This is a genomic window from Rhizobium sp. IY2, from assembly GCF_047532935.1.
Lineage (GTDB): Bacteria > Pseudomonadota > Alphaproteobacteria > Rhizobiales > Rhizobiaceae > Rhizobium > Rhizobium anhuiense.
This window is the reverse complement of the sequence record NZ_JBLKNU010000014.1, coordinates 44,902-71,197: the sequence shown is the minus strand read 5'-3', so window position 1 is coordinate 71,197 and position 26,296 is coordinate 44,902. Positions and strand designations below refer to the sequence as shown.

The following is a 26,296-nucleotide window of genomic DNA, read 5'->3' as shown; positions in this document are numbered from 1 at the left end:
GCTTTGACGGCAGGGTGCTACGGCCGATTTGCGAAGTTACGCAGAGGGATTTCAGCCGGTTATGCTTCAATTCGATCATCGTCACAGCATAGATTTACATTTCGCAATCCCGGTTTCCCTTTCCGGTTGCTTGCCAGACGCCGTAGTTGTGGCAGACTGGTCCCCGGATGCTAGGTTTTCCGGCCGCCGAACGAGCGTTTCGGAGGCAACGGGGGCGGGGCCGGTGGATCGCATGAACAAGGAGCACGATCCGTTTCGGATGTTCCTGCTCGGGCCTTTTGCCCTTGTGGACGCCGGGGGGCGCTCGGTTACTCCGAAATCCAAAAAGGCACAGGCTCTTCTGGCGATGCTTGCATTGTCCGCCCGGGGCTCGCGCTCGAGAATCTGGCTTAGGGATAAGTTATGGAGCGATCGCTCCGATGACCAGGCAGCAGCCAGTCTACGCCAGGCGCTTTTGGACATTCACAAGAGTCTGGGGTCGGCACGTGATCTCTTGATTGCGGATAAGAATACGGTTTGGCTGGATACGGACCGACTCGTGCTCGATACCGACTTGGTGGTTCAGACGGAGCGGTCTCCGGATCAAGTCACCGACGAATTGCTCGAAGGTATCGACATCCGCGATCCCGAATTCGAGGACTGGTTGGCGCTGGAACGGCAAAACTGGTATCGCCGTCTCGATGAAGGACAAGTCCACGATGTATTCGAGCCGCGACAGCAGCCGAGCCGCGATGTCGCCAAACATTCCGCGCTGCTGCCGTTAACAGGCGCCCCGGATACGTCGAGAACAGGCAAACCCGTGGATATCGCCAGCAGCGGCCCAAATGGGCGGCGGGTTGGCGGTGAGTGGCAATGGATGATGGCGCTTCTGTCCCCCATCGTGGTGGGTGCCGGAGAGGGCGGACAAATTGCTGCGACACGGTTCCAGAACCTCATTGCAAAAGCCATCATCGATGGGCTGGGATTTGGCGTCACCGACCTCTCCTTCACCTTGCCAAATATTGAAGAGAGCGAACAGCAGATCAGCCTTCCCATATGCCTACAGCTTCGCCTGACGTTTGATGGTGACATGGTGCTGATCGAACTGGTGATGAAGCACCTGATCAACAACCGTATTCATTGGCTGGGCAGTCAGGCAATCAACCGCACGCAGTTCGAGCGGGGCGAATTCGGCATCGCCGCTGCGCTGATCAGCCAGGCCGTCGATCAGTTGGCCTATTTCCAGGAGATGCAGGCAACCGACAGCCGATTGTCGCAAGACGGTCTCCTGATCGACGCCGTCAATGCCATCTTTCGGCTTTCGCGCGGCGACCTGGATAATGCGGAACGGCGCCTGGAAGAACAGATCCAGTATCAGCCGCGATCATCGACTTTTGCCTGGCTGTCCTTCATTCGGACTTTCCAGGTCGGCCAACGTTTCAACGCATTGGATGCTCATCTGATCGAGGAAGCCCAGGCCTATGCACGCAAGGCGCTGGAACTCGATCCGCAGAATTCCGTGTCGCTTGCGCTCGTCGGCCACGTCCATTCGTTCCTGTTCGGCGAATACGACTATGCGGCCAACCTGTTCGAAAAATCGATCCGCCTGAATCCGGCCCTGCCGCTCAGTTGGGACCTCTACGCGATGCTGCACTGCTATGCAGGCCAGCCCGACAAGGCAGTGGCCATGGCGCGTTGGGTACAAGAGCTCGGCGTCTACAGCCCGCATAAATATTACTTCGATACGACCAAATGCATTGCGGCAGCGCTTGCAGGCGATCATGGCGCAGCCATAGCTGCGGGCGAAGAAGCCCTGCGGACACGACCGAACTTCAACAGTCTGCTGCGCTATCTTGCCTCCAGTCATGCCCATTCCAACGATCTCGTCGGCGCGCGGCATTACCTGCAGCGTCTTGAGGCGGTCGAGGGCGGCTTCTCTATCAACGCCTTCCGCGGCAGCGGCTATCCGCTGCTCGACACAGGCGGCGGCCAGATCTTGATCGACGGCCTTCTCAAGGCCGGCGCCAAGCTGCGCTGAACCCCGGACAATTCTTCACATCATCGCGCAAGGAGGCTGCAATGGAAGCGGACACCGCCCACGAATCGCAATCAAGAATCGTCTCATTTCTAAACAATTATAAATTCAGGATTGAACCGGATACGGTCCTTCCATGCGAACCCAGGGACAATGCAGGTGCTGATCCTCTCACCGGTGCGTCGGAAGCTGCACCTGATGCAGCCTCCGAACCTGCGCTTTCCGGCACGGATGAAGATGCATCGTCTCTGGCCGCGCCTATGATGGCGACGATGGCCGCAGCCTCGGTCCTCAACAAGAGCGTGGCGAACAAGTCGGTGCTCAACAAGGCGTCGCTGAACAAAAACAAGAACAAAAACAAGAATAAAAATAAGAATAAAAACAAGTCGACGATGGATGGCGCCAGCCTCGGCGTGTCGCAGCTTATCCCCTCCTTCGAGCTGCGCAGGCTACACCAGCAGCCGTCACGCAACGCCTATAGCGCGGCGCGGCGCTTCACCTGGGAAATGCTGGATATACTTCCGCCGCCCGGCCCGGATTATACCCGCCTCGAAACGACGGTGCTCCTCTCCATGCAACGCCGCGACCGCGAACGCGTGCGGCGCCTGCCCGACATCCAAATCGAGTCGACGATCTCCGTGGGAGAATTCACCCGCGCATTGCATATCGAGGATCTCGGCGGCTTCGAGCAGACGGAGGGCCTTTTCCAGGCGATCCTGACGGCCTGCGAATATGTCGGACTGATCTACAAGAGCCAGTTCAACCGGCTGCGGCCAAACCAGTTTGAGCCCATGCTGCGACCGTTGCTGGCCGTGCCGGTCCACGAGTCCTATCCCAGCAACCATTCGTTCCAGTGCTTTTCGATCGCCTTCGCGTTCTCGACGATCCTGCCGGAACATCCGGCCACCGACGAGCTTGCCCGCATCGCCCAGAACGTTGCCGAAAATCGCGAATGGGCCGGCCTGCACTACCCGAGCGACACACAGGCAGGACGAGATCTCGCCCGACGCTTCGCCCCCTACCTCCACGACGCGTTCGGTCCACTGTTCCAGGCCGTACACGACGAATGGGTCTGAATTCTCCAGTTGCTACTCAACAGGATTACAACCATGACGGATCAAACACAAATGCCTGAGCCCGCGCCGATCAACTACTACTATCTCTGGCACCTGACTGCTCTTGGCGTAGTCGACGCGGAATACGGATCGGCTCCGCCGGTGCCTCCAGCGCCCGATGCGAGCGCCGCACGCGCGCTGCCCGATCCCCTCATCACTGGCACGGTCTGGGATGCGATCGCTTCCGTCGGCCCGCTGCGACCCGCACGGGTCGCGCTGATCGATGTCGGCGTATCTCCGGATCATCCCAATCTGGCAACCCGGCTTGACCGGGAGGCGTCAATCGATTTGACGACCCATCGTTACGGCGCGCGCGTGCTCGAAATTCTCGATACGACCACGTCCTTTGACCGTGAGGAACGGCATGCCTTCTTCGCGGGGCTCAACATCACTCCGCTCGGCAATATCGGCCTTTCGAATGACGACCGGGACTATCTCAGTGACCTGGTTGCGGAATATGCCGCGTCGGAGGGTGTTCTCCGGCGGCTCTACAATCCGGAATCGCTGTTTGCATCGCATGGTACGTGCTGCGCAGGGCTGATCGTCGGCGAACCCGCCGTTGTTGCAGAAGAAGGCACGCCAAGCCTTCCGCCGGAAGGAGCCTTCTACGGTGATGGTGACGAGCTGCATACGAGCGGCAATCGCAACGTCATCCCCTATTTCGGCGTTGATCCCTTTTCAAGGCTCATCTCGATCAGGACGTCCTTCGAAGACGATGTCAGGCAGTTCATCGCAGCCTTTCTCTATGCCTATCATCAGAAGGTGGACGTGATCGTCATGCCACGCGGTCTGCCTGACCCGAAACGCAGCGTGGTCGATCCAAAGAACGAGCTGAAGGCCGACCTGGAAATATGGAAAAACCAGGATGCCGCCAATCTCTTCGCGCGCATTGCCTTCGCCGACCAAGGTGGGCCTGAACTGGAGCCGAAGGCTGCGCAGATAGGCTCCAATCCCGATCGCCCGTGGCATATCCTCAAACAGCTCATCCTCGCCGTCAGCAAGCACATTCCGATCGTCTGCGCCGCGGGAAACAGTGGCGAGAGCCAGCTGATCTATCCGGCAAGTCTTGCCGCCGATGACAACGGCATCATCGCCGTCGGGGCCGTTACCGTCGAAGGTTTCCGTTCGGGCTACAGCAATTACGGCGAAGGACTGACGGTTGTCTCCCCCTCCGACGACGGTGAGGTCTTCAGCCGGCATCAGTTACGCCTCGACCGGCTTTCGCCATTTGCCGCACAGCACGACTACAGTGCCTTTCGAACGCGGGAATACTACTATTCGCACTTCTCGCTGCTGACGACGGACCTGTCGGGGATTTTCGGCTATGATCACGGCTCCGATCCATGGTCGGCGATCGTGCCGTTCGGAACCAATCCGGGCATCGGTGGCGGATACTACACCACCTTCGGGGGCACCTCCGGCGCGTCGGCGCAGGTGGGGGGCCTATGCGCCCTGATTCAGCGGGCCTATAAGAGCCGCCATAGTCCCGGTGACCGCCTCTCGGGGCCTCAGGTCAAGTCCATTCTGAAAGCCGCGTCGCGCCTGGACGCCATTGTCGCACCCGGAACGAGGAAACTGACGGCGGATTGCATGAATGCAGAAAGCGAGGACGCTCTCGACGCGGCCTATTTCTTCGGGTCGGGCCTGCCGAATGCGCGGGCGGCGGTACAGGCGGCTCTGGCGATCTGACCGCTACGGATGCGTTATCCAAAATTCTAAGCCTCCTCGATCGAGGAGGCTTTTTCTTTGTTGACGTCGTTTTTACGGATTTTTAACGCCGAACTGGCGGGCGAATGACGCCCTTGGGGAATAGTGCCTCTCAACCGACGACGCACAACGTTCCGATGTCGCACGAAGTCGTCCCGAACTCCGGCATTTTTGCCCGAGATGCAACCTTGATCCGCCCGAAGACAAACTCACGGAGGCTGCCGATGTCCGCGTCCCGCATACAAGAGTTGGCAGATGAGGCGCGCCGCCTGCTCAAGCGCAATCCCCTGATGGCAAGTACCGTCTCCCTGCAGCGTGTGGCAACACGCAACCTTTTGAAGCGACGCCTCCAATATGGCCGCACGCTTGCGGCGGCTTCGAAGCTCGCAGGTTGTTCGGCTGGAGTAGAGGCATTGTCAGGTTATTTCCCCGACCTTGCAGATGGCGGATACACTCGCCTGCCGGAGCTTCCGCCAGCAGTTGCCGGACCGGTCGGCGCCGACCCTTACCGTTCATCCGTACTTGCAGCCTGGATGGGTGCGCTCGCGCGCAGTCTGGAATGGCAGGCGGCCCGCCCCGATGTGCAGGTCGTCGGCCGCTATCTGCAGCCGGATCTGATCGCATCGGATGTTGAACTCGAACGTCAGCCAGCGTGCCGGCTCGCCTGCGGCATCGGCCTCGTGCACATCGAAAGTCCAGCGCGAAGCCGTATCATGCAAGCCCTCCTCCGCCAATGCATGCCGGACTATCCCCGGCCCGGCTATGCGATCACGGACGATGCGGAATTGGATCGCATCGCCGACCATCTGGAGAAGGCCTTCGCATTAATCGCGGACTTGGACGAGTACGGCCATCAACGTCTGATCGCCGGGCTGCACACGCTTTACGTTGGCGTGCGGCGCGAACCGCACTGCTCCTTTTCGAGTTCGAACGAATTGCCGGGCAGCGCGCTCATCGTCCTTTCCAGGGAGAGATTGCGCGCCGGCGATCATGCCGCGACAGCGGCCCAACTGCTTCATGAGGCGGGGAATATCCTGCTCGGGTTTTATACGACCTCGGCGGCGGCATCCCTGCCTGGCGAGTTCCAATATGTTTCCCCATACAAGAAGGACCTACAGACGTTCGAAAGCATCCTGCATACGGCCTACACCATTCCCTGGGAATGCGCCTTGCGCATGGCATGCCTATCCACCGAGACGGATCCTGAGCGCTGCGCCGGGAAGACGGCATTCATAATTGCCTATGCCGCACGGCAAGTCCCGCTCATCGATATCGCTCGGAAAGGTATCGAACGTCTCGGCGGCGATGTCCTCCTCGACCTCCCAGACATCGCCGCCATTCCTTTCTGGAGCAGTCGGATCTTGTTCCTCGTGAGCCAGTTGCTTGCCGAAGAGCCCATTGCGCACCGCCAGGCGCATCTTGCCGAGCGCCAGCGCATTCTCGATCGGCAAGCCTGGGATATTGGACAGATGCTGCTGCGCGGCAAGGAGCCGATCGATCCTCGGATGGGCCGGCGCGAGATCGATGACAGCGGCGACAATGTCAGCCTCTGGTATGACGGCAAATTCCACGTGATTGCGAAGACCCCCGACCACGCGATGGGCGAGGATTACGGACACTACGCCGCGACGATCCGCGGGATCGCGCCCAGAGAGATGGAGGCGATCTGATGGTCAACTATCGGTCTCAACGACTACCGGCGGCCGCTAGCGCGCCCGTCGATTTCCCGAACTTCTTCACCCATAGGCTGGGGTGGGGCGGCAGAGGGGCTCTGTTCATCGGCAATAGTGCTGATCCTGTCGAGGAACGGAGCCCCAATGTTACAAGACCTGCGTTCGGCGTCTCTTTGGACGGTTCCAATATGCCGGATGAGGACGAATATGTCTCCACCGCAATGGATCACGACGACGCCTTCCTCACGCCTCTTCGCCATCGTCAACGCGACTTCTCAGGTTTTCGCGAAATCGACTTCGTGATTATCGGATGCGGCGGCTTGGGCTCGCAGATTGCCATCCAGCTTGCGGCCCACGGCGCGCGCCATTTCTTTCTCGTGGATGCGGATCGTATCGACGAGAACAACTTGAACCATGTCCCATGGGCGAGCGAAGCTGATCTCGGCCGGTTGAAGACGGACAAGCTGGCGACCTGTCTGGCCGCGTGTTTCTCGGCCAAGGTCTTCGCTTTGCCGGAATTTGCGGCAGGGGCCGCAGCGCTCCGATTGATCGCAGATTACGCCCACAATCCGTTCGTTGTTCTTGCCGGCGACGATTCTCATCCGGCCCAAGAGTTCCTGACGGCCTGCCACGCATCGAAAGCCGGCCTGCCGCCCCATCTGCATGTCGGCCGCTCCGAAGCCTATGGCATCGCAGGTCCCTCGGTCGCAGTGCATGAGGACGCCTGTCCCGTCTGCCATTGCGCCGCCCAGGTCGCAACCGACGACGGCTTTCTCGCTCCACCGGCCGCTGCCGAGAACGCATTTATCGCCGGCCTTGCCGTGTCGCGGGTTGCCCAAAAATGCCTTTCGAGACACTCGGCCGCACGGGGACGCCGATGGATATTGGACCTCAAAAGCAATCAGGCCGAGCTACGTTCTCGCTGCGAACACCCCGAATGCAAGGTATGTCCATGAACACACTATCTTTGTCGGGATATTGCTGCTCCGTTGGCGCAACCGCAGGAAAGAACGATGAGCTGACGATATCCGAAGCTCTTTGCGATCCACTGATCGCCATGGTGATGCGCGCCGATGGCGTGACCTCCGAAGAATTCAAGCGACTCCTTGAGGCGGCAGCCCGTGAGCTGAAAGCCAATCTGGCTAGCTGATGGTTGACGAGAATGTGTGGTCGATCTCGGTCCGAAACCATGGCCCGGCATTGGCACTGGCCGCCCCGCGGAGTTCAGGCGCAATGAGATTCGATATGTTGAGAAGCTTCCCAACAATAATTCTTGTTTTTGCCGAAGGGAAAGATCGCCGGGTGATCCGTACCGCTCGTGAGGCTGCCCAACTGTTGCTGAAGGAATGGCCCACCGACGATGGTGAGGAATTCCTCACGGCGGTGAGAATCTGTTTGGAGGTCCTTACCGGAGAGAGCGAACCCGAGAAATTGCATGAGGCAATCGTCCGCGCCGCATATGAAGCCGGTATTGCAGCGATCACCACTGATAACCGCCTTGGGATTCTCAGGATCTATCCAGTCAGCGAAGCCAGATAATTGACCGCCGCGCAGGTGCTTATCTCAATCCTGCCCCATCGCGCCGCTTCGGTTGGAACAGCGGCTGCAATCGGACTGATCCGGCCCGTTACTGGAAGCGGTCGAGCGTCTTGTAGTAAAGCCCGACCAGCGGCAGGAACCACGGTTTGCCGAAGTGACCGGGAACGGCAGGCCAGTCGAGACCCTTGATTGGGTTACGGTCGGCCTTGCCGAGGATGGCGTCGGCCATGATCATGCCGAGATGGGTGGAGAGTTGGGCGCCGTGGCCGGAATAGCCCATGGCATACCAGACACCGTCGACATAGCCGGCGCGCGGATAGCGGTCCTTGGTCATGTCGACGAGCCCGCCCCAGCAATAGTCGATCTCGACGCCGGCAAGCTGCGGAAAGATCTCAGCCAGGCTGGCGCGCAGAATATCGCCGCTCCTTGCGTCCGATCGCTGATCCGACGTGGCGGAAAAGCGGGCGCGACCGCCGAAGATCAGCCGCTTGTCCGGCGACAACCGGAAATAATTGCCGATGTTCATCGACGTCACGCAGGTGCGGTTGCCCGGCATCGTCGCGGCAATTTCGGCGTCGGTCAGCGGACGGGTGGCGATCAGGAAGCTGCCGACGGAAACGATCCGGCGGCGGAAATAACTGAAGAGCGACTGCGTATAGGCGCCTGTCGCGACCAGCACGTGGTCGGCGGTGACGGTGCCGCGTGCAGTCGTAAGGCTGTGGCGGCCGTTGCCCTGCCGATGTGCCGTCACCGCCGCCTTTTCGAAAATGGTGGCGCCGTGGCGGGCAGCCGCGGTGGCGAGCCCGGCGACATAGCGGCCCATATGCATCATCGCGCTCTTCTTCGAGAGCATGGCGCCATGGAAGGGCGAGCCGACCTCGCTTTTCAGCTCATTGGCGGTCAGAAGTGCGGTATCCTGATCGACCTCTTTGTGGACAGCCTCGAAATTGCGGGCAATGGCATCGAAATGCTGCGGCTTGGAAGCAAGCTTCAGCTTGCCGGCGCGGCGGAAATTGCAGTCGATCCCCTCCTCGGCGATAACAGCCTCGATCGTGTCGATGGAATCGTCGAGTGCCCTGTAAAGCGCGACAGCTCGCTCCGCGCCGAGTGCTGACTTGGCGGAGAGGAAACTGTGGGCGAGCCCATTGTTGAGGTGTCCACCATTGCGTCCCGATGCCCCCCAGCCGACCCGTTCGGCCTCCAGCACCACGACCTTGACGCCGGCCCTTGCAAGCTGGCGCGCCGCGGCAAGCCCGGTAAAGCCGGCGCCGATGACGGCGACATCGTAATGTCCTTCGACGGGGCCTTGTGCGCCGCCGGCAAAGGCTGGTGCCGTGTCGTGCCAGTAGGATTCGAACTGCATCCGCGTGCCTCCGTCAGAGCCCGACGACGCCAGGCAGGCCCGAGATGTCAGGAATTTCGACATAGCCGTAATAGGGATTGGCCGGCTCGTGGCCGCGATTGACCCAGACCTTGTTCTTGATGCCGAGATCGTGGGCCGACATCAGGTCGTAGCGGAAGGAGGACGAGCAGTGCAGCACGTCCTCCGGCCCGCAGCCGAGCATATCAAGCATATATTCAAAGCCCTTGAAGCGCGGCTTATAGGACTGCGCCTGCTCGGCGGTATAGACCGCATGGAAGGGCGCGCCGAGTTTTTCAACGTTCGACATGATCTGCGAATTCATCGCGTTGGAGAGGATCACCAAAGGGATTTCCTTGGCGACCTTGGCGAGCCCGGCCGGCACGTCCGGATGCGGCCCCCAGGTCGGAACCCGCTCATAGATCATCTTTGCCGCTTCATCGCGAAAGGTCACGCCATTGCGCTTGCATGTCCGCTCGAGTGAATTGTGCACCACCTCGGCATAGGGTTTCCAGTCGCCCAGGATCTCGTCGAGCCGATAGGCGGCGAAATTCTTGATGAACTCCGCCATGCGCCGCTCGTCGAGCTCTTCGCCGTAGAGATCACGGGCCGCTTCCGCCATCTGAAAGTTGGTCAGCGTGCCGTAGCAGTCGAAGGTGATGTATTTCGGACGAAACGTCGTCATCTGCGTATCCTTGAATGATCGGAACTGGGGACGTGTCACAATCATAAGCACCGCTTCCCCCGCAGCTCGCCTGAATTGGCAGCATCGGAAGCAGAATCTATCGTATCGAAAGCGGGGTTTGGCAGAAGGTTGCGCGCATTCGCCCGCAGGCAACGGCCGGCGAAGTGACGCTTTCAATCACCGTCGTGATCATGATCGTGATGCGACGGAAGGTCGAGGCCGAAGGTTTTGACGAGATCGGCCACCTGAGCCGGGCTGAGGAAACGGGGATTGAGGTTGCGCAACAGCAGATAGAGCTTTGCGGTTTCCTCCAGTTCCTCAGTGGCGAAGACCGCCGCTTCCAGGCTGTCGCCGGCGACAACAGGTCCGTGATTGGCCAGAAGCACCGACGAATACTTGCCCGCCAGCCCGCGGATGGCATCGGCCACATCAGGATCGCCCGGACGATAATAGGGCACCAGCGCGGTTTCGCCGGCGCGCATCAGATAATATGGCGTCATCGGCGGCAGGGCGGCGCGCGGATCGATCTCCGGCAGCATGGTCAGCGCCACCGCATGGGTGGAGTGAAGATGGACGATGGCGCGGGCGCTGCCGCGCGTGTCGTAGAGGGCCGTGTGCAGCGGGATTTCCTTGGTCGGCTTGTCGCCGGACAGGAGCCGGCCTTCGGCATCGAGCCTGGAGATCCGTGCCGGGTCGAGAAAGCCGAGCGAGGCATTGGTCGGCGTGACCAGCCAGCCGCCGTCCTCCAGCCGCAACGATATGTTGCCCGACGAACCGGGCGTCAGCCCGCGCTCGAACAGCGAGCGGCCGTATCGGCAGATTTCCTCACGCAGGCGCGCGTCGGACATGACAGTTCCTCCAATATTACGCAGTTGCCCCTTCGATCAGTTCAAAGCCGAGATCGACGGCCTGCGGCGGCGCGTTGGCGACGACCATCTGGGCGGCTATCTGTCCCGTCGCCACGCGCGGCGTTCGGATGGTCGACAGTGGTTGCGGTGTTACCCGGCCGATATCGAGGCCGTTATAGCCGAAAATGGCGAGCGTCGAGGGGATCGCGATCCCTTGAGCCAGACAGTGAAAATAACCACCCAGCGCCATGTCGTCGTTGGAGAAATAAACCGCATCGAGATCGGTCGTCCGGGCAAGCAGCCGCTCCAATCCCAGCCTGCCGTTTTCCACGGACGAGGCGCCGGCAAGAATTTCACGGGCGACGAGCGGTGCGTCATGCGCATCGAGCGTCTCGCAAAAGCTGGAAAACCGCTTGCCGGCACGGGTATCGCGGTTGAGGTCGTGACCGACATAGCCGATCCGGCGGTAACCCCGCTTCAGCAGGAAGGCCGCACTCTCCCGCCCGGCCGCGCGGTTCGAGAAGCCGACGGCGATATCGAGAGCATCGCCATCCAGATCGAGCAGTTCCACGATCCGGCAGCCGCTGGCGCGCAGCATCTTCACCGTGCCCTCGGTGTGCTCGTATCCCGCCAGCATGACCGCCGCCGGCCGCCAGGCAAGCATCGCGGCGGCGAGCGCCTCCTCCTTGCCCGGATCATAATCGGTCACGGAGAAAACCGCCTGGTACCGGTTCTCCTCCAGAACGGCGCTGGCGCCGCGCAGCACATCGGGAAAGACGATGTTGGAGAGCGACGGAATGACGAAGGCGACAAGACGCGACCCGGTGGAGGCGAGCGTTCCGGCGATCCGGTTCGGCACATAACCCAGCCGCTCGACGGCGGCCATCACCCGCTCCCGCGTCTTGCCGGAAAACGAACCATGGTTGCGCAGCACGCGCGACACCGTGCTCTCGCCGACACCGGCCGCCTCCGCGACTTCGGCAAGCGTGACCGTCGCCTGATGTTTGAATTCCATCGTTACGTTTGAACCCGGCTTTTAGGATGGTTGCCCGGGCCTGACCGTCCGGCGCGACCACCGCGTTGTCCCCATTTTTCACTGCTCCCGCCAAGAAGCAAGGTTTTTTTGGCAGCGCTACCAATTTGCTGTTGGCAGCGCTGCCAAAATGGATTAATGAAAATGGCAGCGCTGCCAAAAATGGCTCGGCGTGCCGCGGGAGGATCGACAGGGACCGCGGCAACAATCGGAGGAGAAAATCATGACGCTGCAGACGCAGGCGCCAATCGCTGGCGAATATACCGCTGAAGCCGCGGAAGACCGTGCCTATGGCAAGGTCTTCTGGCGCATCGTACCCTTTTTGATGCTGTGCTACGTGGTCGCCTATCTCGACCGCGTCAATGTCGGCTTCGCCAAGCTGCAAATGTCGAGTGAACTCGGCCTTTCGGAAGCCGCCTACGGCATCGGTGCAGGCATTTTCTTCATCGGCTATTTTCTGTTTGAAGTGCCGAGCAACATCATCATGAACAAGGTCGGCGCGCGGGTGTGGATCGCCCGCATCATGGTCACCTGGGGCATCATATCAGCCGCCTTCATGTTCACCTCGTCGGAAACCGTCTTCTATGTCCTTCGTTTCCTGCTGGGCGTGGCCGAAGCCGGATTTTTCCCCGGCATCATTCTTTATCTGACCGCGTGGTATCCGGCCCACCGCCGCGCCAGGATTATCACCACCTTCATGTCGGCGATCCCGATATCCGCCATTTTCGGCAATCCGCTTTCGGGTCTCCTGATGGACAGCTTTCACGGCACGCATGGTCTTTCCGGCTGGCAGTGGATGTTCCTGATCGAAGCCATTCCGGCCATTCTTTTCGGTGTCGCGACGTTCTTCTATCTTGATGATACGATCCAGGGCGCGAAATGGCTGAACGATGAGGAAAAGCGCGTGCTGACGGCCAATATCGAGGCGGAGAACCGGGGCAAGACGGCAAGCCCGCACAGCATCGGTGCAACGCTGACCGACCGTCGCGTCTGGCTGATGTGCCTGATCTATTTCTGCTTCGTGCTCGGGCAATATGGGCTGAATTTCTGGATGCCGACCATCGTCAAGGCCTCGGGCGTCAGCGGAAACCTGAATATTGGCCTGATTTCGGCGATCCCCTATATCTGCACATTCGTCGCGATGCTGGCGCTCGGACGTTCCGCCGACAGGCTGCGTGAACGCCGCTGGCACCTCGTCGTCCCGGCTCTGATTGCCGCCGGTGGTTTTGTCGCGGCGACCATGGCGACGAGCACGACGGTGTCGATTGTCTGCCTCTCGCTGGCGGCAGCGGGCGCGATCAGCTGCGCGCCGCTCTTCTGGTCGCTTCCGACAGCTTTTCTTGCCGGCACCGGCGCTGCGGCCGGCATTGCCTGGATCAATTCGGTCGGCAACCTCGCCGGGTTTCTCGGGCCGTTTCTGGTCGGCTATCTCAAGGACTTCACCGGCACCAACAGCGCCGGCATGTATCTGCTGGCGGCCGCGCTGGTCATTGGCTCACTGGCCGTGTTGACGGTTCCGGCGAAAACCGTCAATCGCTGAACTCGCGCATAACCCCGAAAATCGGAATCGATTTTCGGAAAGGATTATGCGCAAATTCAAAATGTTAGAGCGTCCTTAGCGCGTCTTGTAGACGCACGGCGCTCTAGAGCCCCTCCGGGACGCTACCCGGAGGGCACAGACCTTCCTCAGGAGATGGAGAACCTCCTCATGTCACCGCTTGCTGAAAACCCGGGCTCCGCCGTTGTCGCAGCCGTCATCGGTCTTGGTTCCATGGGGCTCGGAATGGCCCGGTCGATGAAGCGCGCAGGTCTCGACGTCATTGGATATGACATCACGCCGGCGGCGGTGGACCGCTTCATCGCCGAGGGCGGGCGCGGCGCGGCGACCCCTGCCGATGCGGCAAAGGGCGCCGACATTGTCGTCTCCGTGGTCGTCAACGGCGCGCAGACCGAGTCCGTACTGTTCGGGCCAGAAGGTGTCGCGCATGCGATGAAGGCCGGTGCGGTCTTCATCTCGTCGGCCACCATGGATCCCGCCATTGCACGCAACCTGGCGCAAAGGGTGGAGGCTCTCGGCCTGCATTATCTCGACGCGCCGATTTCGGGCGGCGCCGCCAAGGCGGCGCAGGGCGCGCTGACGATCATGGCTTCCGGCTCCAGACAGGCCTTCGACACGGCGCGCCCCGGACTCGAGGCCATGGCCGCCAAGGTCTACGAGCTAGGCGATGCGGCCGGAAAAGGTGCTGCCTTCAAGATGATCAACCAGCTTCTCGCCGGCGTGCACATCGCCGCCGCCTGCGAGGCCATTACCTTCGCCGCCAAGCAGGGCCTCGACCTCGACAAAGTCTATGAGGTGATCACGGCTTCGGCCGGCAATTCATGGATGTTCGAAAACCGCGTGCCGCATGTGCTGGCCGGAGACTATACTCCGCTGAGCAGCATCGAGATTTTCGTCAAGGATCTCGGTATCGTCCAGGACATGGCCCGCTCCGAGCGCTACCCGGTACCGCTCGCGGCAGCGGCCTTGCAGATGTATCTGGCCGCCGCTGGAGCGGGCATGGGCCGCGACGACGATTCCTCGCTGGCGCGACTCTATGCCCAGCTTTCCGGCGCAGAATTGCCCGGCTCCGCCAAAGAGCCGCAGAGCCTGTAGAGGGAACACGAGACATGCCGGTTTTCGCCGCCAACCTGACGATGATGTTCAACGAATGGGCGTTTCTCGACCGCTTCGACGCCGCAGCCGATGCCGGCTTTACCTCCGTCGAATATCTCTTCCCCTACGAAGCCCCGCCGGAGGCAATCGCCGAGCGGCTTGCCCGCAACAATCTGCAGCAGGCCCTGTTCAACCTGCCGCCGGGCGACTGGGCAGCCGGCGAGCGTGGCATCGCGGCTCTTCCCGGACGCTTTGATGCGCTGAAAGCCGATGTCGAGCGGGCACTGGACTATGCGGCGGCGACGGGTGTCAAGCGATTGCACTTGATGGCCGGCATCGCCGACCCTCATGACCAAGACGCCTCTTCCTCTTACCGGCGCTCCGTCACCTATGCTGCCGAGCGGCTTGCGGAAAAGGGCATCGATCTGCTGCTCGAGCCGATCAACGGGCGAAACATGCCGGGATATTTCCTCAACGACTTCGGCGCGGCCGAGCGGCTGATTGCCGAATCCGGCCTGCCAAACCTGAAACTCCAGTTCGACATCTATCACCGGCAGATCATCCATGGCGACGTCGTCATGGCGTTGCGACGCCTGCTGTCGATCACCGGCCATATCCAGATCGCCAGCGTGCCGTCCCGCAACGAACCGGACGGGGAGGAACTGAATTATCCCTATCTGTTCGGCGAAATCGACCGCCTGGGATATGGCGGCTTCATCGGCTGCGAATATATCCCACGCGGCCACACGCTGGACGGTCTTGGCTGGTTCAAACCTTTTGCACGGAGCTAGACGATGGCTATTTTGCTCGGATCAATCGCCGACGACTATACCGGCGCCTCCGACCTCGCCAACACGCTGACGAAGAACGGCCTGCGCACGGTGCAGACGGTCGGCATCCCCGATCCGACACTCGCGTTGCCGGATGTCGACGCCGTGGTCGTTTCCCTGAAAATCCGCTCCGTCCCCGCCCCGGACGCCGTGACGGCCGCGACCCGCGCCGAGCGATGGCTACGCCAGCGGGGCGCCGGCCATGTGCTTTACAAGATCTGTTCGACCTTCGATTCCACCGATGCCGGCAATATCGGTCCGGTCACCGAGGCGTTGAGCGAGGCGGCCGGCGGCGGCTCCGTGCTGGTGACGCCTGCCTTTCCGGAAACGGGACGCACCGTCTATCTTGGCCATCTCTTCGTCGGCAGCCAGCCGCTGAACGAAAGCCCGCTCAAGGACCATCCCCTCAATCCGATGCATGACGCCAATCTCGTGCGGGTGCTCGCCCGGCAATCGCGCAACGCCGTCGGACTGGTCGATCTCACCGCCATCGCGGCCGGGCCTGATGCCGTCAAGGCGAAGCTCGATGCCCTACGCACGGCAGGCGTCACCATCGCCATCGCCGATGCGATTTTCGAACGGGATCTTGAAACGCTCGGCGAGATCGCATTGGAAACACCGGTATCGACAGGTGCGTCCGGCCTCGGCCTCGGCCTTGCCCGCGCCCTCGTCCGCTCCGGCCGGATATCCTCCGGCGGTGCAACGACGGCGGACGCCATTCGCCCCGTCGGCGGGCTGTCCGCGATCGTTGCCGGCAGTTGTTCCAAGGCGACGCTGCGCCAACTCGACGTCGCCGAACGGTCGATGCCCGTGCTGCGGCTCGATCCGGAGCGGCTGCTTGCCGGCCCGGATGAGATCGCCACGGCGATTTCCTGGGCCGGAGACAGAATCTCCGCCGGTCCTGTGGTGATCGCCGCAAGTGCCGAGCCGGAGACCGTGTCCCGGCTGCAATCGCTCTATGGACGAGAAGCCTCCGGCCACGCGATCGAGACCGCGACCTCGATCATCACAGCCGAACTGGTGCAGAGAGGCGTGCGGCGCCTTGTGATCGCAGGCGGTGAAACCTCAGGGGCCGCGGTCGATAGGCTCGCCATTCCGGCATTTCTGATCGGCCCGGAGATTGCGCCCGGCGTGCCGGTGTTGCGCACGGTCGGCAATGCCCAGGGCGATATGCTTCTGGCGTTGAAATCAGGAAACTTCGGAGGCGAAGATTTCTTTACGGCAGCGCTGGCGATGATGCGCTGACAGGATCTGGGGTCGATGAATATCGATCGGCTCTAGCATAAGATGCGGTGGTCCATGGCAGCAAAGCCATAAGATACTGCTTGAACCATGGCCTTCAGACGATCTGCCCGCCGGCGCTCCGGCAGACTGGCGGGCACGACATGAAGGACGCCCCCATGCAAGCAAGTCAGATCGAAATCGTCCCATTCGGCCCCGACCATCTGGAAGCCGCCGTCGCGCTTTCCCGACAGGCGGGCTGGCCGCACCGGACGGAAGACTGGCAGCTGGCGCTCGCCCTGAGCGAGGGGATGGTGGCGATCGAGGACGGCAAGGTCGTCGGCACCGTGCTCGTCACGCCATACAAGGGCGATTGTGCAACTATTAACATGGTCATCGTCGACGAGACGATGCGCGGTCGAGGCCTCGGCCGCAGACTGATGGACGCCGCACTGCTGACCGCCGGTGGCCGACCGCTGAGGCTGGTGGCGACGACGGCAGGCCTGCCGCTTTACCAGAAGCTTGGCTTCCGCGAGACGGGAACCGTGCTTCAGCACCAAGGCCTTGCCGGAGAAATCGCTGCCCCGGCGGAAACGGAAGCAGCCACCGCCGCCGATCTCCCTGCCATCGCGACACTCGATCGCCTGGCCTTCGGCGCCGATCGAGAAGGACTGCTCTCTTATTTCGCCGGGATCGGCGAATTCGCCGTCATTCGCAGCGACAGCCGCATTTCCGGCTTCGCCTGCCTGCGTCCTTTCGGCCGCGGCGAAGTGATCGGACCCGTGGTGGCCGCCGACCTTAGCAAAGCCAAGACACTCATCGAACATTTCATCGCCAGGCGGCCCGGACGGTTCCTCAGGGTCGACACCACTGACGAGACCGGGCTCTCCCCATGGCTTGCCGAACAGGGGCTCGTCCATGTCGGCGGCGGCATCACGATGAGACAGCCGTTGGCCGACGCCGCCGCCAATCCGACCGCCACCACCTTTGCCCTCGCCAGCCAGGCACTCGGCTGATCCGGAGATCTTCATGTACAGCAATTCCCTCATCGAACTCGATCGCGCCCACCTCATTCATCCGGTCGCTTCCTATCGCGGCCATGAAAAGCTTGGCGTGCGCGTGCTGGCCTCGGCCAAAGGCGCCACGGTCACCGACGCATCGGGCAAGCAGCTGATCGACGGCTTCGCCGGCCTCTGGTGCGTCAATGCCGGTTACGGCCACGAAAGCATCGTCGAGGCGGCGGCCCGGCAGATGCGCGAGCTTCCCTATGCGACGGCCTATTTCGGCCTCGGCTCCGAGCCCGCGATCCGGCTTGCCGGCGAACTCGCCGACCGCGCGCCGGGCGATCTCAACCACGTCTATTTCACGCTCGGCGGCTCCGATGCGGTGGACAGCACGGTCCGCTTCATCCGCTACTACTGGAATGCCCGAGGACAGCCTCAGCGCGATCAGTTCATCTCAGTCGAACAGGGCTATCACGGCTCCTCGACGGTCGGCGCGGGTTTGACCGCGCTGCCCGCCTTCCATGCCGGCTTCGGCCTTCCCTTCGACTGGCAGCATAAAATTCCGTCTCACTACGCCTATCGCAACCCGGCGAGCGACAGTCCGCAGGCAATCATCGACGCCTCGCTTGCCGCGCTGAGAAACAAGGTCGAGGCAATCGGGCCGGACCGCGTCGCCGCCTTCTATGTCGAGCCGATCCAGGGCTCGGGCGGCGTGCTGGTGCCGCCGAAAGGCTGGATGAAGGCCATGCGCGAATTCTGCCGCCAGCACGACATCCTGTTCGTGGCGGACGAGGTGATCACCGGCTTTGGCCGCACCGGCCCGCTTTTTGCCTGCAGCGAGGATGGGATAGTCCCCGATTTCATGACGACCGCCAAGGGCCTCACCTCCGGCTACGTCCCCATGGGCGCCGTCTTCATGTCCGATCACGTCTATGAAACGATTGCCGAGGGCGCGGGCGCTGCCGCCGTCGGCCACGGCTACACTTATTCGGCCCATCCCGTCAGCGCCGCGGTCGGGCTCGAAGTCCTGAAGCTTTACGAAAACGGCCTTCTCGAAAACGGCGTCCGGGCCGGCGCACGGCTGATGCAGGGCCTGGAGTCGCTGAGGGACCATCCGCTCGTCGGCGACGTCCGCGGCCGCGGCATGCTGGCGGCCGTCGAACTGGTGGTCGACAAGGTGAACAAGACACCGTTGCCGGCATCCGCCGAACCCGCCCGCCGCATCTTCGACCGCGCCTGGGAGAACGGCCTCGTCATTCGCGCCTTCGGCAATGGCGTGCTGGGTTATGCGCCGCCGCTCTGCTGCACCGAAACGGAGATAGACGCGATCGTCGAGCGCACCCGCATCACGCTGGACGAGACGCTGGAGGACCCGGATGTGCGCCGGGCGCTGCAGGCCTGAGAATATCGCGAAACGGTCAGATTCGGTATTTTCTGCCGCCTCATGACGCCTTTTCGGAGAATCCGGCGCGGTGCAGGTGACACACTGAAATCAACGAAAGGCCCGGATCCCGGCAATACGGGCCTTCGACACAAGAGCGGGACAACGATCCCGCCGACGGGAACAGAATATTCTTCTTCGACAAGCCGCGCTCCCACCGGAGCCGAACACTGGGGAATTCACGTGAGCAAGAGCCTTCCGGAATTCAAATATATGACCTTCGACGTCGTCGGCACGCTCATCGACTTCGAAGGCGGTCTCAAGACCTGCTTCGCCGAGATTGCGGCTGAGGTGGGAGGCGCAGTCGACGGCGAGCAGGCGCTCAGCCTCTACCGCGCGGCCCGCTACTCCGAGAATGCCGACCTCTTTCCCGACGACCTCGTGCGCGTCTACCTCGCGATCGCGCCGAAGCTCGGCCTGCCCGCCGACAAGAAATACGGCGAACGGCTGCGGGACTCGGCCAAGGGCTGGAAAGGTTTCGCAGACAGCGCCGCTGCGCTGGCAAAACTTTCGAAGGATTATCGCCTCGTGGCGATGACCAACGCCCGGCGCTGGGCATTCGATTTCTTCGAGAAGGAACTCGGCAATCCTTTTTATGCCGCCTTCACCGCGGATGATACGGGGACCGAGAAACCCGATCCCGAATTCTTCGAGAAGGTATTCGCCTACGTCGCCTCGGAAGGACATTCGAAGGACGACATCCTGCATGTCGCCCAGAGCCAGTACCACGATATCGGGATTTCCCGGAAACTCGGGCTGACCAATTGCTGGATCGAGCGGCGCCATGCCGAGAAGGGTTATGGCGGCACGATCGAGCCGGCCGAGTTCACCAAACCCGATTACCATTTCACGTCCATGGCAGGCCTTGCCGATGCCGTGGCCGCCGCGCGCGCCTAACTTTGAAAGCAGATCGGGCCTGCCCGCAACGGGCAGCCCGCCACACAAGAAAAGGGGAATGAGATGAACGACAAGATCACCAATTGGACCAGATCCGACGACGCCATGATCGAGACCGCCATCCGTCGTGGCGCGACCCGCCGCGAGCTGCTGCATATGATGCTCGCGGGCGGCGTGGCCATGTCAGCCGGCGGGCTCGTGCTTGGCCGCGCCGGCAAGGCACTCGCCGCCACGCCCGTTTCCGGCGGCGCGCTCAAGGCGGCCGGCTGGTCGTCCTCCACGGCCGATACGCTCGACCCCGCCAAGGCGTCGCTCTCCACCGACTATGTCCGGTGCTGCTCCTTCTATAACCGCCTGACTTTCCTCGACAAATCAGGCACGCCGCAGATGGAGCTTGCTGAAGCGATCGAATCCAAGGATGCGAAGACCTGGACGGTCAAGCTGAAGAAGGGCGTCACCTTCCACGACGGCAAGCCGCTGACCGCCGACGACGTGGTCTTCTCGCTGAAGCGTCATCTCGACCCCTCCGTCGGCTCGAAGGTCGCCAAGATCGCCGCCCAGATGACAGGCTTCAAGGTCGTGGACAAACAGACCGTCGAGATCACCCTTGCAGATCCGAATGCCGACCTGCCGACCATCCTGTCGATGCATCACTTCATGATCGTTTCCGACGGCACGACCGATTTCACCAAGGCCAACGGCACCGGCGCTTTTGTCAAGGAAGTGTTCGAGCCGGGCGTTCGCTCGGTCGGGATCAAGAACAAGAACTACTGGAAATCCGGCCCGAACGTCGATTCCTTCGAATATTTCGCGATCAGCGACGACAATGCCCGCGTCAACGCGCTGCTGTCGGGCGACATCCACCTTGCAGCGTCGATCAATCCGCGTTCTATGCGGCTCGTCGAGGCCCAGGGAGAGGGCTTCTTCCTGTCGAAAACCACCTCGGGCAACTATACCAACCTCAATATGCGGCTGGACATGGATCCCGGCAGCAAGCGCGACTTCGTCGAGGGCATGAAGTACCTCGTCAACCGCGAGCAGATCGTCAAGTCGGTGCTGCGCGGCCTCGGTGAAGTCGGCAACGACCAGCCGGTCTCCCCCGCCAACTTCTACCGCAATGCCGACCTGAAGCCGCGGGCCTTCGATCCCGACAAGGCGAAGTTCCATTTCGACAAGGCCGGCGTCCTTGGTCAGTCCATTCCGGTGATCGCTTCCGAGGCGGCCAACTCCTCGATCGACATGGCGATGATCATTCAGGCTTCAGGCGCCGAGATCGGACTGAAGCTCGATGTCCAGCGCGTTCCCTCCGACGGCTACTGGGACAATTACTGGCTCAAGGCGCCGATCCACTTCGGCAATATCAATCCTCGTCCGACGCCGGACATCCTGTTCTCGCTGCTCTACTCCTCTCAGGCCCCCTGGAACGAGAGCCAGTACAAGTCGGAGAAGTTCGACAAGATGCTGATCGAAGCGCGAGGCTCGCTCGACCAGGAGAAGCGCCGGGCGATCTACGACGAGATGCAGGTGATGATTGCCAACGAAGCCGGCACGATCATCCCGGCCTATCTCTCGAACGTCGATGCCACCGCCGCCAAGCTCAAGGGTCTGGAGCCCAACCCGCTCGGCGGCCAGATGGGATACGCCTTCGCGGAATACGTCTGGCTCGAAGCCTGATAAAATGAAGGAACCGGGGCTGCAGCCCAAGCCCCGGTTCTTCCGGAACTGAACTCGAAACGCAACAAGGAGGCGTCCGTGAACAACCAGGTCTTGTCCCTGGTGCTGAGCCGATTGCTCATCGCCCTGATCACCCTGGTGATCGTCTCCTTCGCCGTCTTCTTCGCGACAACGCTGCTGCCCGGAGATACAGCGACCATCCTGCTCGGTCAGGCCGCCACGCCGGAAGCCGTCGAAGGCCTGCGCAAGGCCATGCATCTCGACGAGCCGGCCCTCTTCCGCTTCCTGCGCTGGGTCGTCGGGTTGCTGCAAGGCGATCTCGGCACGTCCTACGCCAACGAAATGCCGGTTACTGCGCTCATTGCCGGCCGCTTCGTCAACACGCTGAAACTTGCCGGCGTCACCGCGCTCTTCTCCGTGCCGATCGCGCTCACGCTCGGGATTACCTCCGCCATGCTGCGCGGTACGGTTTACGACCGGGTCGTCACGGTGATCACGATCGGCGTCATCTCCGTGCCGGAGTTCATGGTCGCGACCTCCGCCGCGCTGATCTTCGCCGTCTATCTGAAATGGCTGCCGGCGCTCTCCCTGGCCAATGAGGTCCATAGCCTGAGCGACATCTTGCGCGTCTATGCCATGCCGGTGATCACGCTGACCTTCGTCGTCTCAGCCCAGATGATCCGCATGACCCGCGCCGCTGTGATCGAGACGCTCGCCACGCCCTATGTCGAGATGGCCCTGCTCAAGGGCGCTTCGCGGCCGCGCATCGTCTTTCGCCATGCATTGCCGAATGCGCTCGGCCCGATCGTCAATGCCGTCGCCCTTTCGCTGTCCTATCTGCTTGGAGGCGTCATCATCGTCGAGACCATTTTCAATTATCCCGGCATCGCCAAGCTGATGCTGGATGGCGTAGCCACCCGCGACCTGCCGCTGATCCAAAGCTGCGCGATGATCTTCTGCCTTGGCTATCTGCTCTTGATCACCATCGCCGATATCATCGCCATCCTTTCCAACCCGAGGCTCCGATGACAATGACCAGCTCCGAGACCACGTCCGACCGGCTGTCCGGAACCCGGCTTGGCTATCGCTTCAACATCGTCGGCGCGATCGGCCTGACCGTGATCCTTTCCTGGGCGCTCGTCGCGATCTTCGCGCCTTGGATCATCCCCTACCCCGTCGGCGAGATCGTCGATCTCGACTATTTCGGCCCGATGAGCCGGGAACTCTGGCTCGGCTCCGATTATCTCGGCCGCGACATGCTCTCGCGGATCCTGATGGGCGCGCGTTATACGGTCGGCATCTCGCTGGCGGCGGTCACGATCGCCTGTTTCAGCGGCGTGGTGCTCGGCATGATCGCAGCGGTCGCCGGCGGCTGGCTCGACACGATCCTCAGCCGCTTCCTCGACGCCCTCAATTCCATTCCGAGCAAGCTGTTCGGCCTGGTGGTCGTTGCTGCCGTCGGCTCTTCGGTCCCGGTTCTGATCCTGACGCTGTCGGTGATCTACATCCCCGGCGCCTACCGCTTCGCGCGGGCGCTCGCCGTCAACATCAATGCGATGGATTTCATCACCGTCGCGCGCATCCGCGGCGAAAGCACCCTCTATCTCATTCGCTCCGAAATCCTGCCCAACATTGTCGGGCCGGTGCTTGCCGATCTCGGCATCCGCTTCGTCTTCATCGTTCTGCTGCTCTCCGGGCTTTCCTTCCTCGGCCTCGGCGTCCAGCCGCCCTATGCCGATTGGGGCGCTCTCGTGCGCGAAAACATCGGCGGCCTGCCCTTCGGTGCGCCGGCGGTGATGTTTCCCTCGCTTGCCATCGCCAGCCTGACGATCAGCATCAACCTGCTGATCGACAACCTGCCGCAGAAGATCCGCGACCGGAGTGCGTCATGAGCAATTTCATCGAAATCCGTGACCTGAAAGTCGAGGCCACCACCGATTCCGGCCGGCGCGTCGAGATCATCAAGGGTGTCAGCCTCGACGTTGCCGAGGGTGAGATCGTCGCGCTGATCGGCGAGAGCGGCTCGGGCAAGACAACCATCGCGCTGACCCTGATGGGCCATACCCGCGCGGGCTGTCGCATCTCCGGCGGCAGCGTTTCGGTCGGCGGCAAGGATATGGTCAGGCTCAGCGAAAAGCAGCGCGCCAAGGTGCGCGGCACCGAAGTCGCCTACGTCCCGCAATCGGCCGCCGCCGCCTTCAACCCGGCCACGACGATCATGGATCAGGTGATCGAAGTCACGCGTATTCATCAGCTTATGTCACCGGACGAGGCGCGTGCCCGGGCCGTCGAGCTCTTCCGGGCGCTGTCGCTGCCGGAACCCGAGACGATCGGCAGCCGTTATCCGCACCAGGTTTCCGGCGGCCAGTTGCAGCGTCTGGCCGCCGCCATGGCGCTGATCGGCGATCCGACCCTCGTCATCTTCGACGAGCCGACGACGGCGCTCGACGTGACCACCCAGATCGAAGTGCTGCGCGCGTTCAAATCGGTGATGAAAAAGGGCGGCATATCGGGCGTCTACGTCTCGCACGACCTTGCCGTCGTCGCCCAGATCGCCGACCGCATCGTGGTCTTGAAGGGCGGGGAGACCCAGGAAACAGGCACCACCGAAGAGATCCTCAACCATGCGAAGCACCCCTATACCAGAGAGCTGCTCGCAGCCTTCGAACCGAAACTGCGCGCCGCAGCAGCCCCCATCGAGCGCGAGACGGCGCCGCTTCTGAAGATCGAAGATCTCGTCGCGGGCTACGGGCAGCGCCAGGCCGATGGCCTCCCGCTTGTTCGTGCGGTCGAGCATGTGAGCTTGAAGGTGGAGAAAGGCCGCAATCTCGGCATCATCGGAGAATCCGGTTGCGGCAAGTCGACGCTCGCCCGCACCATCGCCGGCATCCTGCCGGCCGCGGTCGGCAAGATCGTCTTCGACGGCACGGAGTTGCGCCGCAACGCCCGCGAGCGCTCGCGCGATCAGTTGCGCGAGATGCAGATCGTCTTCCAATATGCCGACACCGCCCTTAACCCGGCAAAATCGGTGGAGGACATCCTTGCCCGGCCGCTGGTCTTTTACCACCGCATGGATCGACAAGCGCGACATGCCCGCATCGATCAATTGCTCGACATGGTGCGCCTGCCCCGCAATCTGCGCCATCGCCGGCCGGGAGAACTTTCGGGCGGGCAGAAGCAGCGCGTCAACTTCGCCCGGGCGCTCGCCGCCGATCCGAAGCTGATCCTCTGCGACGAGATCACCTCGGCGCTCGACACGGTGGTCGCCGCCGCGGTCATCGACCTGCTCAAGGAGTTGCAGCGCGAACTCGGCCTTTCCTACATCTTCATCAGCCACGATCTCTCGGTGGTGGAGGCGATCTGCGACGAGATCGTCGTGATGTATGGAGGCCGGAAGGTCGAGCAAATCACGTCCTCGACAGTGAACGCGCCGCAACATCCCTATTCGCAACTGCTCTTCTCATCGGTGCCGACACTCGATCCGGCCTGGCTCGACGGCCTTCAGCAGGATCCGGAACTGGTGCGTGCCTATTGCCGGCACTGAGCGCCGATTCTGCTTCGAGAGGACGGTGCCGGCCAGATCCAGCGCCCACCCGGTCAGGTCGTGTTGAAACGCCTGGGCTCCAAGGCACGAGATCTGCAAGTGGCAGCGAATATGGCTTTGGAAAACAAGCCCGAAATTCTGTCGCAAGTCCTTCCAACCAGTATGAAGCTTTCCATTATGGGGAGAACAACCTGCGACAGAGAGACTCGGTAGCTGCGCAGGACCGATGGATCGGATAGATGATGCAGTTGTGTGAGGTCGGTCCGGAACCCTGAAAGATTGCGTTGGGATACTCGGCCAAGGGGAGTTTGCGAACCACAGAACATGCAGTCGTCATTCAGGAGCGTAGCTCCGCCGCGGTCCTTCTCGCCGGCTAAAGCGGAAACAAGGTGGTGAGCGGCATGTGGGCCTTGATGATCGGTGACTTCAGCACGACGAAGCTGAAATATTTGTCGATGCCGACGTCCATGTCGGTGAGGCGCTCCATGATCGTCTGGTATTCGTCGATCCCGGCGGTGACGAATTTCAAGAGATAATCGTAGCCGCCTGAAACCAGATGGCATTCGATCACCTGATCGACCTTCTCGATCGCCGCCAGGAAGCGGGCAAAGTCGATCTGCCGGTGGTTCTTCAGGGTGATCTCGGTGAAAACAGTCAGCGTCTGCCCCAGTTTGCTGACGTTGATCTGGGCCGAATAGCCTTCGATATAGCCTTCCGACTGCAGCTTCTTCACCCGCATCAGGCAGGGGCTCGGCGACAGATTGACCAGTTCGGCGAGCTCCACATTGGTGACGCGGCCATTCTTCTGCAGCTCGTAGAGAATTTTTACGTCGATCCGGTCGAGTTTCATCGCACGCCTTCGCTGCTTGAGATCGCCAACGACGCAGCAGATTATGCCGCGACTTTCAACACCGACCTTAACACATAGGGAAGAGCTGTCGACCATGTTGCGGGACGGGCCGAAGCACAAACGGCTGCAGGTCTCCCCACAAGACGGAATCTTCTGCTGCCGCCGGCTGATCTCCGGCAAAGGCGTGGCGGCGGATCCGCTAGACTAG

23 protein-coding genes are annotated in these 26,296 nt (G+C 61.7%); 18 read left to right on the top strand and 5 right to left on the bottom strand.

Features of this window, described 5'->3' with window-relative positions; translation table 11 throughout:
- Positions 1-61: 61 nt before the first annotated feature.
- From ACMUVN_RS30145 to ACMUVN_RS30115, 7 genes are all read left to right on the top strand, one after another.
- Entirely contained in the window at positions 62-2,017 is a 1,956-nt protein-coding gene (locus ACMUVN_RS30145; RefSeq protein WP_028755631.1) for an SARP family transcriptional regulator, read from the top strand.
- Positions 2,018-2,058: 41 nt separating this feature from the next.
- A complete protein-coding gene (locus ACMUVN_RS30140) occupies positions 2,059-3,090 on the top strand; it encodes a phosphatase PAP2 family protein (protein ID WP_028755630.1) in 1,032 nt (343 codons plus the stop codon).
- Positions 3,091-3,123: 33 nt separating this feature from the next.
- Complete coding sequence (locus ACMUVN_RS30135; protein WP_132575046.1) at positions 3,124-4,818, top strand: S8 family serine peptidase; 1,695 nt, start codon at positions 3,124-3,126, stop codon at positions 4,816-4,818.
- Between the two features lie 104 nt (positions 4,819-4,922).
- The gene (locus tag ACMUVN_RS30130; RefSeq protein WP_414815870.1) at positions 4,923-6,506 is read left to right on the top strand and encodes an aKG-HExxH-type peptide beta-hydroxylase; all 1,584 of its coding nucleotides are present in this window, start codon (positions 4,923-4,925) and stop codon (positions 6,504-6,506) included.
- A gap of 224 nt (positions 6,507-6,730) precedes the next feature.
- Complete coding sequence (locus ACMUVN_RS30125; RefSeq protein WP_245450250.1) at positions 6,731-7,465, top strand: ThiF family adenylyltransferase; 735 nt, start codon at positions 6,731-6,733, stop codon at positions 7,463-7,465.
- A complete protein-coding gene (locus ACMUVN_RS30120) occupies positions 7,462-7,659 on the top strand; it encodes a hypothetical protein (RefSeq protein WP_063473493.1) in 198 nt (65 codons plus the stop codon). Before ACMUVN_RS30125 ends, ACMUVN_RS30120 begins: the two co-directional genes overlap by 4 nt.
- An 83-nt stretch (positions 7,660-7,742) precedes the next feature.
- The gene (locus ACMUVN_RS30115; RefSeq protein ID WP_063473502.1) at positions 7,743-8,048 is read left to right on the top strand and encodes a DUF982 domain-containing protein; all 306 of its coding nucleotides are present in this window, start codon (positions 7,743-7,745) and stop codon (positions 8,046-8,048) included.
- 88 nt (positions 8,049-8,136) lie between these two features.
- Here the strand turns inward: ACMUVN_RS30115 and ACMUVN_RS30110 are convergent, their stop codons facing one another.
- From ACMUVN_RS30110 to ACMUVN_RS30095, 4 genes are all read right to left on the bottom strand, one after another.
- Positions 8,137-9,411, bottom strand: coding sequence for an NAD(P)/FAD-dependent oxidoreductase (locus ACMUVN_RS30110; protein ID WP_132575050.1), 1,275 nt, complete (start codon positions 9,409-9,411; stop codon positions 8,137-8,139).
- Between the two features lie 13 nt (positions 9,412-9,424).
- Positions 9,425-10,093 (bottom strand): haloacid dehalogenase type II, encoded by a 669-nt coding sequence (locus ACMUVN_RS30105; RefSeq protein ID WP_063473491.1) that lies wholly within the window; start codon positions 10,091-10,093, stop codon positions 9,425-9,427.
- A gap of 173 nt (positions 10,094-10,266) precedes the next feature.
- Positions 10,267-10,941 (bottom strand): aldolase, encoded by a 675-nt coding sequence (locus tag ACMUVN_RS30100; RefSeq protein ID WP_063473490.1) that lies wholly within the window; start codon positions 10,939-10,941, stop codon positions 10,267-10,269.
- A 16-nt stretch (positions 10,942-10,957) separates the two neighbouring features.
- On the bottom strand, positions 10,958-11,956 hold the full coding sequence (locus tag ACMUVN_RS30095; RefSeq protein WP_063473489.1) for a LacI family DNA-binding transcriptional regulator: 999 nt from the start codon (positions 11,954-11,956) through the stop codon (positions 10,958-10,960).
- A 241-nt stretch (positions 11,957-12,197) separates the two neighbouring features.
- Between ACMUVN_RS30095 and ACMUVN_RS30090 the strand changes: the two genes are divergently transcribed.
- The 11 genes from ACMUVN_RS30090 to ACMUVN_RS30040 all read left to right on the top strand — a co-directional run bounded on the left by ACMUVN_RS30090 (position 12,198) and on the right by ACMUVN_RS30040 (position 25,238).
- Positions 12,198-13,514, top strand: a complete 1,317-nt coding sequence (locus ACMUVN_RS30090; protein WP_097596126.1) for an MFS transporter — start codon at positions 12,198-12,200, stop codon at positions 13,512-13,514.
- Positions 13,515-13,682: 168 nt separating this feature from the next.
- Positions 13,683-14,627 carry an L-threonate dehydrogenase gene (gene ltnD, locus ACMUVN_RS30085; RefSeq protein WP_132575052.1) on the top strand — a complete coding sequence of 315 codons (945 nt, stop codon included), beginning with the start codon at positions 13,683-13,685 and terminating at the stop codon, positions 14,625-14,627.
- A gap of 14 nt (positions 14,628-14,641) precedes the next feature.
- On the top strand, positions 14,642-15,418 hold the full coding sequence (otnI, locus tag ACMUVN_RS30080) for a 2-oxo-tetronate isomerase (protein WP_132575054.1): 777 nt from the start codon (positions 14,642-14,644) through the stop codon (positions 15,416-15,418).
- A 3-nt stretch (positions 15,419-15,421) separates the two neighbouring features.
- A complete protein-coding gene (otnK, locus tag ACMUVN_RS30075; protein ID WP_132575056.1) occupies positions 15,422-16,702 on the top strand; it encodes a 3-oxo-tetronate kinase in 1,281 nt (426 codons plus the stop codon).
- Positions 16,703-16,857: 155 nt separating this feature from the next.
- Positions 16,858-17,694: a GNAT family N-acetyltransferase gene (locus tag ACMUVN_RS30070; protein WP_132575058.1), complete on the top strand. Its 837-nt coding sequence runs from the start codon at positions 16,858-16,860 to the stop codon at positions 17,692-17,694.
- Positions 17,695-17,707: 13 nt separating this feature from the next.
- Positions 17,708-19,084 carry an aspartate aminotransferase family protein gene (locus ACMUVN_RS30065; protein ID WP_132575060.1) on the top strand — a complete coding sequence of 459 codons (1,377 nt, stop codon included), beginning with the start codon at positions 17,708-17,710 and terminating at the stop codon, positions 19,082-19,084.
- Between the two features lie 222 nt (positions 19,085-19,306).
- The gene (locus tag ACMUVN_RS30060) at positions 19,307-20,020 is read left to right on the top strand and encodes an HAD-IA family hydrolase (RefSeq protein ID WP_063473483.1); all 714 of its coding nucleotides are present in this window, start codon (positions 19,307-19,309) and stop codon (positions 20,018-20,020) included.
- Between the two features lie 63 nt (positions 20,021-20,083).
- A complete protein-coding gene (locus tag ACMUVN_RS30055; protein WP_132575062.1) occupies positions 20,084-21,694 on the top strand; it encodes an ABC transporter substrate-binding protein in 1,611 nt (536 codons plus the stop codon).
- A 78-nt stretch (positions 21,695-21,772) separates the two neighbouring features.
- On the top strand, positions 21,773-22,723 hold the full coding sequence (locus ACMUVN_RS30050; protein ID WP_047619621.1) for an ABC transporter permease: 951 nt from the start codon (positions 21,773-21,775) through the stop codon (positions 22,721-22,723).
- Positions 22,720-23,586 (top strand): ABC transporter permease, encoded by an 867-nt coding sequence (locus ACMUVN_RS30045; RefSeq protein WP_048338745.1) that lies wholly within the window; start codon positions 22,720-22,722, stop codon positions 23,584-23,586. Before ACMUVN_RS30050 ends, ACMUVN_RS30045 begins: the two co-directional genes overlap by 4 nt.
- Positions 23,583-25,238, top strand: a complete 1,656-nt coding sequence (locus ACMUVN_RS30040; RefSeq protein ID WP_047619617.1) for an ABC transporter ATP-binding protein — start codon at positions 23,583-23,585, stop codon at positions 25,236-25,238. The genes ACMUVN_RS30045 and ACMUVN_RS30040 overlap by 4 nt, the downstream gene beginning before the upstream one ends.
- Positions 25,239-25,611: 373 nt before the next feature.
- On the opposite strand, the gene ACMUVN_RS30035 is transcribed toward ACMUVN_RS30040, so the two are convergent.
- On the bottom strand, positions 25,612-26,088 hold the full coding sequence (locus ACMUVN_RS30035; RefSeq protein ID WP_047619615.1) for an Lrp/AsnC family transcriptional regulator: 477 nt from the start codon (positions 26,086-26,088) through the stop codon (positions 25,612-25,614).
- Positions 26,089-26,296: the final 208 nt, after the last annotated feature.

What these genes read in the sequence shown, in the direction of transcription:
- ACMUVN_RS30120 (WP_063473493.1), top strand. Translation starts at nt 7,462, where the DNA reads ATGAACACACTATCTTTGTCGGGATATTGCTGCTCCGTTGGCGCAACC.
- ACMUVN_RS30035 (WP_047619615.1), bottom strand. Translation starts at nt 26,088, where the DNA reads ATGAAACTCGACCGGATCGACGTAAAAATTCTCTACGAGCTGCAGAAG.
- ACMUVN_RS30045 (WP_048338745.1), top strand. Translation starts at nt 22,720, where the DNA reads ATGACAATGACCAGCTCCGAGACCACGTCCGACCGGCTGTCCGGAACC.
- ACMUVN_RS30095 (WP_063473489.1), bottom strand. Translation starts at nt 11,956, where the DNA reads ATGGAATTCAAACATCAGGCGACGGTCACGCTTGCCGAAGTCGCGGAG.
- ACMUVN_RS30065 (WP_132575060.1), top strand. Translation starts at nt 17,708, where the DNA reads ATGTACAGCAATTCCCTCATCGAACTCGATCGCGCCCACCTCATTCAT.
- ACMUVN_RS30135 (WP_132575046.1), top strand. Translation starts at nt 3,124, where the DNA reads ATGACGGATCAAACACAAATGCCTGAGCCCGCGCCGATCAACTACTAC.
- ACMUVN_RS30145 (WP_028755631.1), top strand. Translation starts at nt 62, where the DNA reads ATGCTTCAATTCGATCATCGTCACAGCATAGATTTACATTTCGCAATC.
- ACMUVN_RS30125 (WP_245450250.1), top strand. Translation starts at nt 6,731, where the DNA reads ATGGATCACGACGACGCCTTCCTCACGCCTCTTCGCCATCGTCAACGC.
- ACMUVN_RS30105 (WP_063473491.1), bottom strand. Translation starts at nt 10,093, where the DNA reads ATGACGACGTTTCGTCCGAAATACATCACCTTCGACTGCTACGGCACG.
- ACMUVN_RS30055 (WP_132575062.1), top strand. Translation starts at nt 20,084, where the DNA reads ATGAACGACAAGATCACCAATTGGACCAGATCCGACGACGCCATGATC.
- ACMUVN_RS30115 (WP_063473502.1), top strand. Translation starts at nt 7,743, where the DNA reads ATGAGATTCGATATGTTGAGAAGCTTCCCAACAATAATTCTTGTTTTT.
- otnK (WP_132575056.1), top strand. Translation starts at nt 15,422, where the DNA reads ATGGCTATTTTGCTCGGATCAATCGCCGACGACTATACCGGCGCCTCC.
- ACMUVN_RS30070 (WP_132575058.1), top strand. Translation starts at nt 16,858, where the DNA reads ATGCAAGCAAGTCAGATCGAAATCGTCCCATTCGGCCCCGACCATCTG.
- ACMUVN_RS30130 (WP_414815870.1), top strand. Translation starts at nt 4,923, where the DNA reads ATGACGCCCTTGGGGAATAGTGCCTCTCAACCGACGACGCACAACGTT.
- ACMUVN_RS30140 (WP_028755630.1), top strand. Translation starts at nt 2,059, where the DNA reads ATGGAAGCGGACACCGCCCACGAATCGCAATCAAGAATCGTCTCATTT.
- ACMUVN_RS30100 (WP_063473490.1), bottom strand. Translation starts at nt 10,941, where the DNA reads ATGTCCGACGCGCGCCTGCGTGAGGAAATCTGCCGATACGGCCGCTCG.
- ACMUVN_RS30110 (WP_132575050.1), bottom strand. Translation starts at nt 9,411, where the DNA reads ATGCAGTTCGAATCCTACTGGCACGACACGGCACCAGCCTTTGCCGGC.
- otnI (WP_132575054.1), top strand. Translation starts at nt 14,642, where the DNA reads ATGCCGGTTTTCGCCGCCAACCTGACGATGATGTTCAACGAATGGGCG.
- ACMUVN_RS30090 (WP_097596126.1), top strand. Translation starts at nt 12,198, where the DNA reads ATGACGCTGCAGACGCAGGCGCCAATCGCTGGCGAATATACCGCTGAA.
- ACMUVN_RS30040 (WP_047619617.1), top strand. Translation starts at nt 23,583, where the DNA reads ATGAGCAATTTCATCGAAATCCGTGACCTGAAAGTCGAGGCCACCACC.
- ltnD (WP_132575052.1), top strand. Translation starts at nt 13,683, where the DNA reads ATGTCACCGCTTGCTGAAAACCCGGGCTCCGCCGTTGTCGCAGCCGTC.